At 67.3% G+C, this 14,016-nt stretch carries 12 protein-coding genes and 1 riboswitch; of the genes, 7 read left to right on the top strand and 5 right to left on the bottom strand.

Going from position 1 to position 14,016, the window contains the following annotated elements; all coding sequences use genetic code 11:
• Positions 1-24: 24 nt before the first annotated feature.
• The 3 genes from AAG092_RS18600 to AAG092_RS18590 are packed head-to-tail and all read right to left on the bottom strand — an operon-like array spanning position 25 to position 1,893.
• A complete protein-coding gene (locus AAG092_RS18600) occupies positions 25-696 on the bottom strand; it encodes a DNA-3-methyladenine glycosylase I (protein ID WP_142134883.1) in 672 nt (223 codons plus the stop codon).
• A 46-nt stretch (positions 697-742) separates the two neighbouring features.
• Positions 743-1,492, bottom strand: coding sequence for a precorrin-4 C(11)-methyltransferase (gene cobM / locus AAG092_RS18595; protein ID WP_373387856.1), 750 nt, complete (start codon positions 1,490-1,492; stop codon positions 743-745).
• A complete protein-coding gene (locus tag AAG092_RS18590) occupies positions 1,489-1,893 on the bottom strand; it encodes a cobalamin biosynthesis protein (RefSeq protein ID WP_373387855.1) in 405 nt (134 codons plus the stop codon). Before AAG092_RS18590 ends, cobM begins: the two co-directional genes overlap by 4 nt.
• Before the next feature lie 94 nt (positions 1,894-1,987).
• A riboswitch (cobalamin riboswitch) is annotated at positions 1,988-2,225 on the top strand.
• 95 nt (positions 2,226-2,320) lie between these two features.
• Here AAG092_RS18590 and cobW point away from each other — a divergent pair.
• From cobW to cobF, 5 genes are all read left to right on the top strand, one after another.
• Positions 2,321-3,373, top strand: coding sequence for a cobalamin biosynthesis protein CobW (gene cobW / locus AAG092_RS18585; RefSeq protein ID WP_373387854.1), 1,053 nt, complete (start codon positions 2,321-2,323; stop codon positions 3,371-3,373).
• Between the two features lies 1 nt (position 3,374).
• Positions 3,375-7,109 (top strand): cobaltochelatase subunit CobN, encoded by a 3,735-nt coding sequence (gene cobN / locus AAG092_RS18580; RefSeq protein WP_373387853.1) that lies wholly within the window; start codon positions 3,375-3,377, stop codon positions 7,107-7,109.
• Between the two features lie 94 nt (positions 7,110-7,203).
• On the top strand, positions 7,204-8,205 hold the full coding sequence (locus AAG092_RS18575; RefSeq protein ID WP_373387852.1) for an ATP-binding protein: 1,002 nt from the start codon (positions 7,204-7,206) through the stop codon (positions 8,203-8,205).
• Complete coding sequence (locus tag AAG092_RS18570) at positions 8,187-8,894, top strand: VWA domain-containing protein (RefSeq protein WP_373389619.1); 708 nt, start codon at positions 8,187-8,189, stop codon at positions 8,892-8,894. The genes AAG092_RS18575 and AAG092_RS18570 overlap by 19 nt, the downstream gene beginning before the upstream one ends.
• On the top strand, positions 8,891-9,658 hold the full coding sequence (gene cobF / locus AAG092_RS18565) for a precorrin-6A synthase (deacetylating) (RefSeq protein WP_373387851.1): 768 nt from the start codon (positions 8,891-8,893) through the stop codon (positions 9,656-9,658). Before AAG092_RS18570 ends, cobF begins: the two co-directional genes overlap by 4 nt.
• A gap of 156 nt (positions 9,659-9,814) precedes the next feature.
• Here cobF and AAG092_RS18560 read toward each other — a convergent pair whose 3' ends face one another.
• A complete protein-coding gene (locus tag AAG092_RS18560; RefSeq protein WP_181418757.1) occupies positions 9,815-11,578 on the bottom strand; it encodes a PAS domain S-box protein in 1,764 nt (587 codons plus the stop codon).
• Between the two features lie 306 nt (positions 11,579-11,884).
• On the opposite strand from AAG092_RS18560, the gene AAG092_RS18555 reads away from it, so the two are divergent.
• Positions 11,885-12,394, top strand: a complete 510-nt coding sequence (locus AAG092_RS18555; protein ID WP_373387850.1) for a ProQ/FinO family protein — start codon at positions 11,885-11,887, stop codon at positions 12,392-12,394.
• A 400-nt stretch (positions 12,395-12,794) separates the two neighbouring features.
• Positions 12,795-13,364 (top strand): flavin reductase family protein, encoded by a 570-nt coding sequence (locus AAG092_RS18550; protein ID WP_373387849.1) that lies wholly within the window; start codon positions 12,795-12,797, stop codon positions 13,362-13,364.
• A 4-nt stretch (positions 13,365-13,368) separates the two neighbouring features.
• Here AAG092_RS18550 and AAG092_RS18545 read toward each other — a convergent pair whose 3' ends face one another.
• Positions 13,369-13,980, bottom strand: a complete 612-nt coding sequence (locus AAG092_RS18545; protein WP_373387848.1) for a LysE family translocator — start codon at positions 13,978-13,980, stop codon at positions 13,369-13,371.
• Between the last annotated feature and the right edge of the window lie 36 nt (positions 13,981-14,016).

Genomic DNA, 14,016 nt, shown 5'->3' with positions numbered 1-14,016 from the left:
TCTTCGGGCCACAAAGCGGCTTTGTCAGTGGTTGACCGTATGCGCCAGCATCACCGACAACTGACACAGCGGCCGGCCGCTCTGCGCGTGCCACTGGTTGAAGGCGGCCTGCACCAGGGCCAGGTCCTTCTGGCTGGTCGGCGCCTTGTCGATGATCTCCTGGGCCTTGAGCGCGGCGACCATATCATCGGTCGGAATGAAGGTGTCCTTGCCGACCATGCGCAGGAAGCGCGGCGCCGACAGGCCGCCGAGCTGGTTGCCGTGCTTGGCCAGGTACTTCCACAGGCCGACGATATCGGTCACCGGCCAGTCGGCGATCAGTGCACCGAAGCTGCCTTTTTCCTGGCGCACATCGAGAATGAACTGGGCATTGCGCGGCACGCTCTTGAGCTTGCCCAAATGGCGAATCAGCCGTGCATCCTGCATCAGCCGCTCCAGGTGCTCGGCGCCCATCAGCACCACCTTCTCCGGGTCGAAGCCGAAGAACACCTGCTCGAAGGCCGGCCACTTGGCGTCGACCAGGCTGTGCTTGAGGCCGGCGCGGAACACCCGCAGTGCCAGCAGCGACAGGTAGCGATCGTCACTCAGCGCACGCAGCTCGGCGTCAGAGCGGGGCTGCGGCAGGCGCGCCTCCAGCGCCGCGGCCGAGCCGAAGCGGTTGAGGCAGTACTCGTGGAGCCATTGATAGTCACGCATGCTTGATCTCCCTTGCAGCCGTGAAGGTTGCCCGACGCACGCGGGCTCAGTCCAGGCGATAGAGGTGGCGCGTTGCCTCGGCATACAGGGCCGACTGGGCGAAATCGTCCGTGGCCAGGACCCGCCCGACCAGGATCAGCGCGGTGCGGCGAAAGCCTTTCAGCGCCACCCGCGCCTCGATGTCCGCCAGGGTGCCGCGCACCCAGTCCTGGTCGGGCCAGCTGGCGCGGTACACCACGGCGATCGGGCAGTCGGGGCCGTAGTACGGCAACAGCTCGTCAACAATGCGCGGCAGGTGCTGCACGCCGAGGTGGATGGCCAGGGTCGCGCGGTGGCTGGCCAGAGCGCCCAGCTCCTCCCCCGCCGGCATCGGCGAATTGTGCCCGTAGCGGGTGAGGATCACCGTCTGCGCCACCTCCGGCAGGGTCAGCTCGGCCTCCAACAGCGCCGCGCAGGCGGCGGTCGCGGTGACCCCGGGGATGATCTCGAAGGGAATGTTCAGCGCGCGCAGCTCGCGGATCTGCTCGCCGATGGCGCCATACAGCGAGGGGTCACCGGAATGCACGCGGGCCACATCCTGGCCTCGCGCATGGGCCTCGGCCAGCAGCGCGATGATCTGCGACAGGTGCAGTTCGGCGGTATTCACCACCTGCTCGGCCTGGTGCCAGTCGAGCACGGCCGCCGGCACCAGCGAGCCGGCATAGACGATCACCGGGCAGCTGCGGATCAGGCGCTGGCCCTTGACGGTGATCAGCTCGGGGTCGCCGGGGCCGGCGCCGATGAAATAGACGGTCATGCACAGGGCTCCGAATCGATGCGCGCCAGGGCGCAGGTGGCATTGGCGCTGCGCAGGCGCGGGCCGAGCAGCTGCGCCCGCCCCAGGCGTGCGGCGGCGGCCAGAGCGCTGGGCTCGGCCACCGCCGGGCTGCCGGCCACTTGCTGGGTCAGCGGCTTGGCCTCGGCCTGCCCGGCGAATGCCAGCAGCGCCTCGGCCGCCACATGTTCCAGCGGTAGCCGCAGGCGTTCGGCCAGGGCCTGCAGGCCAGGCTCGTCACGCTTGTGCGCGCTGCTGGCCAGCCCGACCAGTTCGTCCAGCTGCCGGCCGTGGGCAGCCAGGCACTGCTGCAGCAGCGCCTGCAGTTCGTCCACCGGACAACCGCGCCGGCAGCCGAACCCGGCAATCAGGCGAATCGGCATGGGCACTCCCGCTGCGAGCCAAAAGGCCGCGTAGCTCAGCACGCGCGCCGATGCGGGTCAACCGCACGGTTGACCGCTTTCCGGCCGCTGCGTAGCCTTGCGCCCTTTCCGAGGTTCTTCTTCGCCCGACGAAGAAGCTAAGAGGGAACAGGGTTCATGCCCTGGCTGCCCCCGCAACTGTGAACGGATGACGTCCTTCGACATGCCACTGCCCTGACGGGTGGGAAGGCGAAGGATAGAGCCCGAGCCCCCTATGATCTCGCCAGAGATCGCAGGAGGCTTTCGGCCTCACGCCGTGAGCCAGGAGACCTGCCTCGTGAAAGTGTTCGACAACCGGGCGGGGTGATCCGGTGGTGTTCGGCCCTCGCTCGCCTGCGGGAGCCCCGCCCTGCCCGTCCGTCCATTTTCCCGACGCAGCAGGGCCGCCATGCACACTCTCGCCAAACTCCCCGTCACCATCGTCACCGGCTTTCTCGGTGCCGGCAAAACCACCCTGCTGCGCCATCTGCTGAGCCACGCGGGCGGGCGGCGCATCGCAGTGATCGTCAACGAGTTCGGCGAGCTGGGCATCGACGGCGCCATCCTCAAGCAGTGCTCCATCGGCTGCAGCGAGGAAGAAGCCGAGGGCCGCATCTTCGAGCTGGCCAACGGCTGCCTGTGCTGCACCGTGCAGGAAGAGTTCTTCCCGGTGATGCGTGAGCTGGTGGCGCGTCGCGGCGAGCTCGACCATATCCTCATCGAAACCTCCGGCCTGGCCCTGCCCAAGCCGCTGGTACAGGCCTTCAACTGGCCGGAAATCCGCACCGCCTGCACCGTGGATGCGGTGATCACCGTGGTCGACAGCCCGGCCGTGGCTGCCGGCACCTTCGCCGCCTTCCCTGAGCAGGTGGACGCCCAGCGCCAGCAGGACCCGAACCTCGACCACGAGTCGCCGCTGCACGAGCTGTTCGCCGACCAGCTGGCCAGCGCTGACCTGGTGCTGCTGAACAAGACCGACCTGCTGGATGCCGATGCACTGGCCGCCGTGCGCGCCGAAGTGGCCGAGGAACTGCCGCCGGCGGTCAAGGTGATCGAGGCCCAGGGCGGTGAGCTGCCGCTGGAGGTGCTGCTCGGCCTGAACTGCGAGACCGAGCTGCATATCGACAGCCGACGCACTCATCATGACGAGGAAGACGAGGACCACGACCACGACGAGTTCGACGCCTTCGACGTCGTGCTGCCGGAAGCCGAGGAAGCGCGCCTGCTGGCCGCTCTCAAGGACGCCGTGGCCAAGCACGGCATCCTGCGCGTCAAGGGCTTCGCCGCCATCCCCGGCAAGGCCATGCGCCTGCTGGTGCAGGGCGTCGGCCAGCGCTTCGACCGCCACTTCGACCGCGCCTGGGGTGCAGACGAAGCGCGGCAGACGCGCCTGGTACTGATCGGCCAGGACCTCGACCGCACCGCCATCGAGGCGGAGCTGAAGGCCGCACTGGCCGGCTGACATGCACCTGCTCCGCGCCCAGGCCGGCGTCACCCTGCCGGCCGACAGCATCGCCGACCTCGGCCAGACCCCGGCCGAGCTGGTGATCCTCTGCACCGGTGACTCGCACCTCTCCTTGCTGGCCGAGGTGGCGCGCGAGCTGCCCGCGGATTTCCCCAGCCTGCGCCTGGCCAGCCCGGCGCAGCTGCCCAACCATGCTTCGGTGGATTTCTACGTCGAGCAGGTGCTGCGCCACGCCAGGGTCATCCTGATCTCGGTACACGGCGGCGTCAGCTACTGGCGCTACGGCATCGAACGTGTGGTCGAGCTGGGCCGCCTGGGCGCCACCATCATCCTGGTGCCGGGCGACGACCGCGCCGATCCCGAGCTGAGCGAACTGAGCAACGTGGCAAGCGAGAACAGCCAGCGCCTGTGGCAATACCTGCGCCAGGGCGGCGCGGACAATGCGCGCCATCTGCTGCACTGCATCGCCAGCCGCTGGCTGCAGCGCGATTATCCGTGGAGCGAGCCGCGCACTCTGCCGCGCACGCTGATCCATCACCCGCGCCATACTGAGGCAACCCTCGATCACTGGCGCGCCGACTGGCAGCCGGACCAGCCGGTGGCAGCGCTGCTGTTCTACCGCGCCCAGGTACAGGCCGGTAATACCGCCTTCGTCGACGTCTTCTGCCAGCGCCTGCAGGCCCAGGGCCTCAACCCGCTGCCGATTGCCGTGGCCAGTCTCAAGGAAGCCGAATGCCTGGCGCAGGCCGAGGCCTGGCTGGACCAGGCCGAAGCGGCGGTGATCCTCAACACCACCGGCTTCGCCCAGTCCAACCCGGATGCGCCACAGGAACGGCCATTCCGCCGCGACGTACCGGTGCTGCAGGCGCTTTGCGCCCTGGACAGCGAAGAGCAGTGGCAGGCCAGCGCCCAGGGCCTGGGCCCGCGCGACCTGGCCATGCATATCGCCCTGCCCGAGCTGGACGGTCGCCTGATCACCCGGCCGATCAGCTTCAAGGGCGTGGCCGCGCGCAGCGAACGCAGCCAGAGCGACGTGGTGCGCTATCGCCCGCACCTGCCGGGCATGGACTTCGTCGCCGAGCTGGCACGACGCTGGTCCCAGCTTGCCGCCAAGGCCAGCGCCGACAAGCGCGTCGCCCTGATCCTGGCCAACTACCCGACCCGCGACGGCCGCATCGGCAACGGCGTCGGCCTGGACACCCCGGCCGCCGCGCTGAATATCCTGCGCGCCCTGCAGCAGCAGGGTTATCCGGTTGAGGGACTGCCGAACGACGGCACCACGCTGATCCACCAGTTGCTCGGCGGTGTGACCAACGATCTGGACAATCTCGACCTGCGCCCCTGCGCCCAGAGCCTGGCGCTGGACGACTACCAGCACTGGTTCGCCAGTCTGCCCGAGGCCAATCAGCGCGCCGTGACCGAGCGCTGGGGCCAGCCCGAACAGGACCCGATGTACCGCAGCGGCCGCCTGATGATCGCCGGCCTGCGCTTCGGCCTGACTTTCGTCGGCATCCAGCCGGCGCGCGGCTATCAACTCGACGCCGCGGCGGTGTACCACGACCCGGACCTGGTGCCGCCACACGGCTACCTGGCCTTCTACTGCTGGCTGCGCACCACGTTCGCCGTCGACGCGCTGATCCATGTCGGCAAGCACGGCAACCTGGAGTGGCTGCCAGGCAAGAGCGTTGGCCTGTCCGAGGCCTGCTGGCCGAGTGCGATTCTCGGCCCGCTACCCAACCTCTACCCCTTTATCGTCAACGACCCCGGCGAAGGCGCCCAGGCCAAGCGCCGCACGCAGGCGGTGATCCTCGACCACCTGATGCCACCACTGACCCGCGCCGAGAGCTATGGCCCGCTGCGCGATCTGGAGCGCCTGGCCGACGAATACTACGAGGCCAGCCAGCTCGACCCGCGCCGCGCCCTGGAGCTGCGCGGCGAAATCCAGCGCAAGGTGCGCGAAGCCAGCCTCGACCGCGAGCTGGGCCTGCAGGTCAATGACGACCCGGACAGCTGGTTGCCACAGCTGGACGCCTACCTGTGCGACCTCAAGGAATCGCAGATCCGCGACGGCCTGCACTGCTTCGGCGAATCGCCGAGTGGGCGCCTGCGTCGCGACACCCTGCTCTCCCTGGTGCGCATCCCCCGTGGCGACGGCCAGGGCCGGCATGCCAGCCTGTTGCGCGCGTTGGCCCAGGACCTGGCTCTGGACTTCGACCCGCTGGGTGGCGAGCCGGCCGAACCCTGGAACGGACCACGCCCGGATTGCCTGTTACCCCTGAGCGTTGAGCCCTGGCGCAGCCGTGGCGACACCCGCGAGCGCCTGGAACTGCTCGCCCTGCAACTGATCGAGCAGCCCGATTCGCCCGCGCCCGGCCCGGCCAGCGCCGCAGTGTTGAACGAGCTGCGCAGCCATATCGCCCCGCTTCTGGACAGCTGCGGCGCTGCAGAGATGAACGGCCTGCTCGCCGCCCTGCAGGGCCGATTCGTGCCGCCGGGCCCCAGCGGCGCACCCAGCCGTGGACGCCTGGACGTGCTGCCCACCGGGCGCAACTTCTATTCGGTGGACGTACGCCACCTGCCCACCCCCACAGCCTGGCGCATCGGGGTACAGAGCGCCGAGCGCCTGCTCGAACGCCACCTGCAGGACGAGGGCGAACACCTGCAGCGCCTGGGCCTGTCGGTATGGGGCACGGCAACAATGCGCACCGGCGGCGACGACATCGCCCAGGCCCTGGCCCTGCTCGGCGTGCGTCCGGTATGGCAGCCCGGCAGCCAGCGGGTCGAGCGCATCGAGGTGCTGCCGCTGGAGCAACTCGGCCGCCCGCGGGTGGACGTGACCCTGCGCGTGTCAGGCTTCTTCCGCGATGCCTTCGCAAACCTGATCCGCCTGTTCGACCAGGCCGCGCAGGCCGTGGCCGAGCTGGACGAACCCGAGGACATGAACCCGTTGGCCGCGCGCGTCTGGCAGGAAACCCTGGCCCATCAGGACCAGGGGCTGGAGCCGGTCGAGGCACGCCGCCAGGCCGGCTGGCGCATCTTCGGCGCCAAGCCGGGTGCCTATGGCGCCGGCATCCAGAACGCGGTGGAAGAACGCCTGTGGCAGACCCGCGCCGACCTTGCCGAGGTCTACCTGAACTGGGGCGGCTACGCCTACGGCCAGGGCGCCGAGGGCCTGCCGGCCCGCGCGCAGTTCGCCGAACGCTTGCAGCAGCTGCAGGCGGTGCTGCACAACCAGGACAACCGCGAGCACGACATCCTCGATTCCAACGACTACTACCAGTTCCAGGGCGGCATGCTGGCGGCGGTCGAGACCCTGCGCGGCGCCAAGGCCGCCAGTTACTTCGGCGACAGCAGCCAGCCGGACAACCCACGCATTCGCACGCTCAAGGAAGAACTGGGCCGCGTGGTACGCGCTCGCGCGGTGAATCCCAAGTGGATCGCCGGGATGAAGCGCCACGGCTACAAGGGCGCCTTCGAGCTGGCCGCCACGGTCGACTACCTGTTCGGCTTCGACGCCACCAGCGAGCTGGTCGACGACCACCAGTACGCCCTGCTGGCCGATGCCTACCTGCTGGACAAGGACACCCGCGACTTCGTCCAGCAGCACAACCCCGGCGCCCTGCAGGACATGCTCGAACGCCTGCTGGAAGCCCAGCAGCGCGGCCTCTGGCAGCAGCCCGGCGAGTACCGGGCGCAGCTGGAAAACCTGCTGCTGGATGCGGAGGAATCATGAGCCTTCCACCCCGTGGCCCGAATGCAATCCGGGATTGCACCACCCGGATTTTATCCGGCCCACATCGAGCTTCTCTGTCCAAGGGCTACCTGCCATGACCGCACCCCATTTCCCTCTCGCCGCCATCGTCGGCGCCGACGCGCTCAAGCTGGCCCTGTGTCTGGCCGCCATCGATCCCGCTCTGGGCGGCGTGCTGATCGAAGGCCCGCGCGGCATGGCCAAGTCCACCCTGGCGCGCGGCGTGGCCGACCTGCTCGACGGCGGGCGCTTCGTCACCCTGCCGCTGGGCGCCAGCGAGGAACGCATTGTCGGCAGCATCGACCTGGATGCCGCGCTCGGCGAGGGCCGCGTGCGCTTCTCCCCCGGCGTGCTGGCCAACGCCCACGGCGGCGTGCTCTATGTCGACGAGGTCAACCTGCTGCCCGACCATCTGGTGGACCTGCTGCTCGACGTGGCGTCCAGCGGCATCAACCACATCGAACGCGATGGCCTGTCGCACAGCCACCCGGCGCGCTTCGTGCTGATCGGCACCATGAACCCCGAGGAAGGCGAACTGCGCCCGCAGCTGCTCGACCGCTTCGGCCTCAAGGTGCAGCTCGGCGGCACTCCCGGGCCGGCCCAGCGCGCCGAGATCATCCGCCGCCGCCTGGCCTTCGACGACACCCCGGCAGCCTTCCTCGCCCAGTGGCAGGCCGAGCAGGCCGCCCTGCGCCAGCGCTGTAGGGATGCCCGCCAACGCCTGAGCGCAATCGCGCTGGACGACGCCAGCCTGGACGCCATCGCCCAGCGCTGCTTCGCCGCCGCCGTGGACGGCCTGCGCGCCGACCTGGTGTGGCTGCGCGGCGCCCGCGCCCACGCCGCCTGGCGCGGCGCCATCCGCATCGAGGCGCAGGACATCGACGCCCTGGAGCCCTTCGTCCTCGCCCATCGCCGCCGCGAACACACGCCACCGCCCGCCAGCCAGCCGCCGGCATCGAACCAGGCCCAGCAACCCTCGCAGCAGGAGCAGGGTGAAGGCCAGTGGGGCGCCCTGCCACCTCAGTCCGTGGCGGTCGGCGAACGGCGCGAGCCGCCGACCTGGCCAAAAAAGCCCTGAGCATCCGCCCGCGCCAGGCCCCAGGCGCGGATGCCCTCCCCCTACCCGGCCAGGCCCAAGGCGGACGCAGCGGCGCACGCGGCACTGGCACGCCCACGCGTATCGACTGGCCGGCAACCCTCGCCCAGGGCCGCCCACGCAGCCGCGCCGACCTGCACTGGCACGCCCGCCGCCTGCGCCCCGGCGAGCTGTGGCTGGTGATCGTCGATGCCTCGGCCAGCACCCGTCGGCATGGCGCCCTGGCCCAGGCCAAGGGCCTGCTCGCCGAGCTGTTCGCCAGCGCCTACCGCCAGCGCGCGCGCCTGGCCGTGCTCGAAGCCGGTGGTGCCCGACCGCGCTGGCTGTGGCAGGGGCAGAAGGCATCGCCTGAACTGCACGCCTGGCTGGACCAGCTCGGCGCCGGCGGTGGCACCCCGGTCATCGAGGCCCTGCAGCTGGCCAGGCCCTGGCTGTTGCGCCGGCAACGCCACAAACCAGGCGAACAACAGCGTCTGCTGCTGCTCACCGACGGCCGCCTGCGCGACTGGCCGAAACTTACCGCGCTACCCTGCCCCGCCCTGCTGCTGGACATCGAGCGCGCGCCCATCCGCCTCGGCCGCGCCCGCCAGCTGGCCGACGCGCTGGGCGCCGACTACCACCATATCGACGAACTGGCGCCGAGCCGCGCGCCTATCTGGAACAGACCATGAAAGAACTGCTGCTGGTCGGCATCGGCGCCGGCGACCCGGACTACATCACCCAACAGGCGCTCAAGGCCCTGCGCCGCAGCGATGTGATCTTCCTGATGGACAAGGGCCCGGCCAAACACAAGCTCAACGCCCTGCGCCGGGAAATCTGCGAGCGCTTCCTGGGTGGCCACAGCCCACGCTTCGCCGAAGGCCAACAACCGGAACGCGAGCGCGACGCCGCCGACTACCGCGCCAGCGTGGACGAGCTGAACCGCGACAAGCAGGCGGTGTTCGAGCAGCTGATCGACGAGCAGATGAAAGAGGGTGAAGTGGCCGCCTTCATGGTCTGGGGCGACCCTTCGCTGTACGACAGCAGCATCCGCATCGTCGAGGCCATCGCTAGCGCGCGCAGCGACCTGAGCTTCGATGTGATCCCCGGCATCACCAGCCTGCAGGCCCTCACCGCCCGCCACCGCATACCGCTGAACCAGATCGGCCGCGCCGTGGAAATCACCACCGGCCGCCTGCTCGCCGAGGGCTGGCCCTTGGGCGTGGACAGCGTGGCGGTGATGCTCGACGCCAGGGACACCTACCTGCACTTCGTCGGCCAGGGCCTGCAGATCTACTGGGGGGCGTACGTTGGTACGGCGGACGAGATCCTGATTGCCGGGGCGCTGGATGAGGTGGCGGAGCGGATTGCGGCGACGCGCGCGCAGGCGCGGGAGCGGAATGGGTGGATCATGGATAGCTACCTGTTGCGCAGGAGCGGACCCGCGCAGGCGTGAACGGCCCTAGCACGACTGCCGACAGCGCCGTTCCTAGAGCGGTAAGGCCAGAAGCAACCATCCAATGGCTACCAAAGCTTGTGCGATTCAGTTGGTCGCCGCGGCCAGATCAGAAGCCAGATGAGACGATAGGCACATAGGCGCAAGAGCCAGCCTCTACGATGAGGACAGCAAGGCATTCAGGGAGGCGCTCAAGCGGTCGATCCGCTCGGTGCTTTCGGTAACCAGCTGAGTGATCTCTGTTGCCGAATCGGCGGACTGCTGGGCGAGCTTGCGAACCTCATCGGCGACCACGGCGAAGCCGCGTCCGGATTCACCGGCCCTGGCCGCCTCAATGGCGGCATTCAAGGCCAGGAGGTTGGTTCTCTGGGTGATCGAGTTGATCGTTGCGATGATGTTGGCGATCTGGGTGCTCGACTCCTGTACAAGGCGCATCTCGCGATCCGTGACCAGCGAGGCATCATGCTTGGCCTGCTCGTCGATGCCGTAGCTGACCAGGCGCTGAATCCTGCCAACCGAATCGGTGATTGGGCAGACGGCCCCGCTGAATTGGATGGAGCGCCCATCCTTGCCCGGGATCGTATAACCGCCAGCGTATTGCTCACCCTTGAGCAGCCTCGAAAAGACTTCGCCGCCCAGGATATCGCGCAGGTTGAGCTTGAGGCGCAGCAGCTCCGATGCCTGCTGGAAACCCAGGTGCTGGACCAGGTAACCGTTGGCCGAGTACATCAAGCCATCTGTTCCCCATTCAGCTACGGCATTGGTGACGCTGATAGCTTCAAAGCGCTTTTCCGACTCAAGGGACAGCTCCTTGGTTTGGGTGATATTCGCCTGGATTGAGATGTACTGCTCGACCTCACCCGCAGCGTTGAAAATGGGATTGATCGCCAGCGAAATCCAGTAATGCTCGCCCGTTTTCCCGTAGTTCAGGATCTCGTTGTAAATGGGGCGATTGTTACGCAGGTCATCCCTGATCTGCGCGACGGTTTGCATGTCAGTGGCCGGCCCTTGCAGGAAGTTACCCGGTTTCTTCCCCACCACTTCATCCAGGCTGTAGCCGGTGAGCTTGGTGAAACCCTGGTTCACATACTGGATGAAGCCATCCTTGTTGGTGATGACGATGGAGTTGTCGGTCTCGTTGGCGACCAGGGAGAGCAGCTTGAACTCCTGATTGCGCAAAACCTCGGCGGTGATGTCATTGGCGAATTTGATGACTCGCACAACCTCGCCATCGGAGTTGCAAATGGGGTTGTAGGTGGCATGAATCCAGACAGGGCGGCCACTCTTGGTGATCCTCTCGTACTCGGCTGTCTCGAAGTTGCCGGCACGCAGCTTGTTCCAGAATTCGGCGTAAGACCTGGATGTGCGCTCGGACTCACGGACGAAAATCTGGTGCTTCTTGCCGCGAATCTCTGCCAGGGAATAGCCCATCAGATTGAGGAAGTTTTCGTTGGCTTCGAGAATCGTGCCGTCAGGGCCGAACTCGATAACCGCCTGTGAGCGATTGATGGCCTCCATCTGCGCGCGAATGCGGGCGCCCTCGATCACCTGGGCGGTAACGTCGGTGGCAAACTTGATGATCCGCTGGACCCTGCCGCCACGAATAATCGGGGTGTAGGTTGCCTGAATCCAAACAGGCTCCCCGCTTTTGCTGAGCCGCTTGAACTCTCCAGTCTGAGGCCTGCCTTCCCGCAGATCCTGCCAGAAGGCGCGGTACTCCGGGCTCCGGGCGTATTCGGGGGTGGCGAAGATGCTGTGATGGCGGCCACGCACTTCGTCGAGCGAATAGCCCAACAAGCCCAGAAACTTCTGGTTGGCTCGAATTATTTTGCCGTCAAGATCGAACTCGATGACCCCCTGCGTCTGCTCGATAGCATCCATCACATCCAAGGCAGATCTTTTACGAAATAGATTGAGCATCTAGGTTCCTAACCATCCGGATAATTCTGCTTTTTGTTTAACGGCAAGCCGGAGGCGAACATAAGCCCCGTCTGCCAAGTCTAGATGCTCTCGTCGGCAGCACTTGGCTGAGGGGCTGCCGCGAGCACGAGCCATCGGCCGATGACTATCGCCCCTGCCAATCCTCGGGCGTCGTTATCCGGCCAGAGGCCGCCTACCCCCCTATCAGCCCGCAACGGTCAAATACCATGAGCCATCAGGCTGTGCCAAAAGACGCCATAGGGTAACCTTGCGCCACGAATCAACCTCGAGGCGGCGAACTGAACAATGGGTTTTGAGCAACTAGCTGAGCTACGCGATCGCTTGCGGGCTGAAAAGGCACAGATAACCACTGATAACAAGAAGCAGGACAAGCGGAAGTCTTCCCCGCAAGCCAAGCCTCGTGAGCAAGATCCTGCGGTAGAAGCGATCTGGCGCTTGCAGAAGCACTTTCCCTTGGCCTTCCCGGTCAATCCGGCCCCCAAGGTTCCGCTCAAGGAAGGCATCCTCAAGGATGCCGAGCAACACCTTGAACTCCTCGGCATCTCCAGCGAACAGCTCAAGCTGGGCCTCGCCACCTGGTGCCGGGGAAGTCGCTACTGGGCAAGCATGACGGAGAATGCGCCACGCCTGGATTTGCACGGCCAGGTAGCCGGTGCCGTCACGGCCGCCCAGGCGCTGCATGCGAAGCAGCAGGTAAAGCGCCAGCGCGGACAGGCGCGACGTGCGCAGTCCAAGCCGAAAGAGCATACCCAGGCCCCCGCCGCCGATACCGCTGCGGAACAGGTCGCGGATTAAGATCATTCGCGTCCGGCATTCCGGGCCCCCTTCCCTCCGTCACAGGCAAGGCACGCGAGCAGCTGCTAGCCAGCCCACCCGAGTGCGCGTGAGAAGCTGGTATGCGAGTCCCAGGGCGGCCCTGTTCGGAAAGGTGTATCCGCGTGTGAGGAGCTATCGGTTGATAGCCCGGACTGGCTCAGCCCGATGATGCGCGATGCAGGGCTCAGCTGCATGTGGCGTGCCGAGGCCGATGGGGAGGGATTGGGCGATCAGTGCACCACGGGCACAGGACGATGCCCTGAGCATGACCGGGCTGCCGGCAAAAGATGAATGGCCTGCCGTTGCACCACGCAGGCCATTGCCGAACCCTGGCTCGGCAGGCGAGCATCGGCCCATCCCGCAGTTCGGAGCAACAGACATGAATCCCCAGCAAAAACCGGTCGACCTCGCCAAGGCCTATCGCCTCCTCAACCACGGCCCTACCGTCCTGGTCTCCGCCCGCCACGCAGGCGTCGACAACGTCATGGCCGCCGCCTGGGCCTGCATCCTCGACTTCTCGCCAGCCAAGCTCACCGTGGTGCTGGACAAGGCCACCCGCACCCGCGAACTGCTCGAACGCAGCGGCCGCTTCGTCATCCAGGTACCGACCGCCGCCCAGCTGCAGCTGACCAACGCGGTCGGCAGCCACAGCCTCAGGGACGACCCGGACAAGCTGGCCAAGGCCGGTGTCGAGCTGTTCGAGATGCCCGGCCACGACCTGCCCTTCGTCGCCGGCTGCTCAGCCTGGATGGCCTGCCAGCTGATCGCCGAGCCGCACAACCAGAATGCCTACGACCTGTTCATCGGCGAGATAGTCGGCGCCTGGGCAGACGAGCGGGTGTTCCGCGACGGCCGCTGGCACTTCGAGGAGGCCGACCCGGCCTGGCGCAGCCTGCACCATGTGGCCGGTGGGCACTTCTACGCCATCGGCGAGGCGCTCAAGGCCTGAGGGTTCAGCGGGCCAGCGGCAGGGCCAGGCCGAGCAGCACGAACAGCAGGCCGCAGCAGCGGTTGAAGGCGCGCCCGCCACGCTGCAGCCAGGGACGCACGCGGAAAGCCAGCAGGGCCAGGGCCAGCTCGACCAGGAACTCCACCACGGCGAAAGTCGCCGCCATCACCACGAACTGGCCGAGCAGGCAGCGCTGCGGATCGAGGAACTGCGGCAGGAAGGCGCCGTAGAACAGGATCACCTTGGGGTTGGACAGGGCCGACAACAGGCCCTGGCGAAACAGTGCATGGGCGGGTGGCAGCGGTGCCTCGACCGCCAGCCCGGGCAGCAACGCCGGGGTGCGCCACAGCTGCACACCGAGCCACACCAGGTAGGCGCCGCCCAGCCACTTGAGCGCCAGCAGCGCGGCCGGCGCGGCCTTGAGCAGCGCGCTGAGGCCTAACATGGCCAGGGCGATCAGCAGGCTGAAACCGACCACCCCGCCGAGGATGGTGGCCAGCGCATGGCGGGCGCCGTACAGGCCGCCGTGGGTCAGCGCCAGCAGGCTGTTGGGGCCGGGCGTCAGGGCCAGGCCGAGGGTGGCGACGAGATAGATCAGCCAGAGGTCGAAAGCCATGGTGAATCTCCGGAAAACGCGGCCAGTCTAGGCAGA

The organism is Pseudomonas alcaligenes, from assembly GCF_041729615.1.
GTDB classification, from domain to species: domain Bacteria; phylum Pseudomonadota; class Gammaproteobacteria; order Pseudomonadales; family Pseudomonadaceae; genus Aquipseudomonas; species Aquipseudomonas alcaligenes_B.
Note: the sequence above shows the minus strand (reverse complement) of the source record. Positions and strands in the feature narration are given on the sequence as shown.

Bases quoted from the DNA above. Each gene is read 5' to 3' on its own strand.
- AAG092_RS18560 (WP_181418757.1), bottom strand. From the start codon at position 11,578: ATGCTCAATCTATTTCGTAAAAGATCTGCCTTGGATGTGATGGATGCT.
- AAG092_RS18590 (WP_373387855.1), bottom strand. From the start codon at position 1,893: ATGCCGATTCGCCTGATTGCCGGGTTCGGCTGCCGGCGCGGTTGTCCG.
- cobW (WP_373387854.1), top strand. From the start codon at position 2,321: ATGCACACTCTCGCCAAACTCCCCGTCACCATCGTCACCGGCTTTCTC.
- AAG092_RS18575 (WP_373387852.1), top strand. From the start codon at position 7,204: ATGACCGCACCCCATTTCCCTCTCGCCGCCATCGTCGGCGCCGACGCG.
- cobF (WP_373387851.1), top strand. From the start codon at position 8,891: ATGAAAGAACTGCTGCTGGTCGGCATCGGCGCCGGCGACCCGGACTAC.
- AAG092_RS18545 (WP_373387848.1), bottom strand. From the start codon at position 13,980: ATGGCTTTCGACCTCTGGCTGATCTATCTCGTCGCCACCCTCGGCCTG.
- AAG092_RS18555 (WP_373387850.1), top strand. From the start codon at position 11,885: ATGGGTTTTGAGCAACTAGCTGAGCTACGCGATCGCTTGCGGGCTGAA.
- AAG092_RS18600 (WP_142134883.1), bottom strand. From the start codon at position 696: ATGCGTGACTATCAATGGCTCCACGAGTACTGCCTCAACCGCTTCGGC.
- cobM (WP_373387856.1), bottom strand. From the start codon at position 1,492: ATGACCGTCTATTTCATCGGCGCCGGCCCCGGCGACCCCGAGCTGATC.
- AAG092_RS18550 (WP_373387849.1), top strand. From the start codon at position 12,795: ATGAATCCCCAGCAAAAACCGGTCGACCTCGCCAAGGCCTATCGCCTC.
- cobN (WP_373387853.1), top strand. From the start codon at position 3,375: ATGCACCTGCTCCGCGCCCAGGCCGGCGTCACCCTGCCGGCCGACAGC.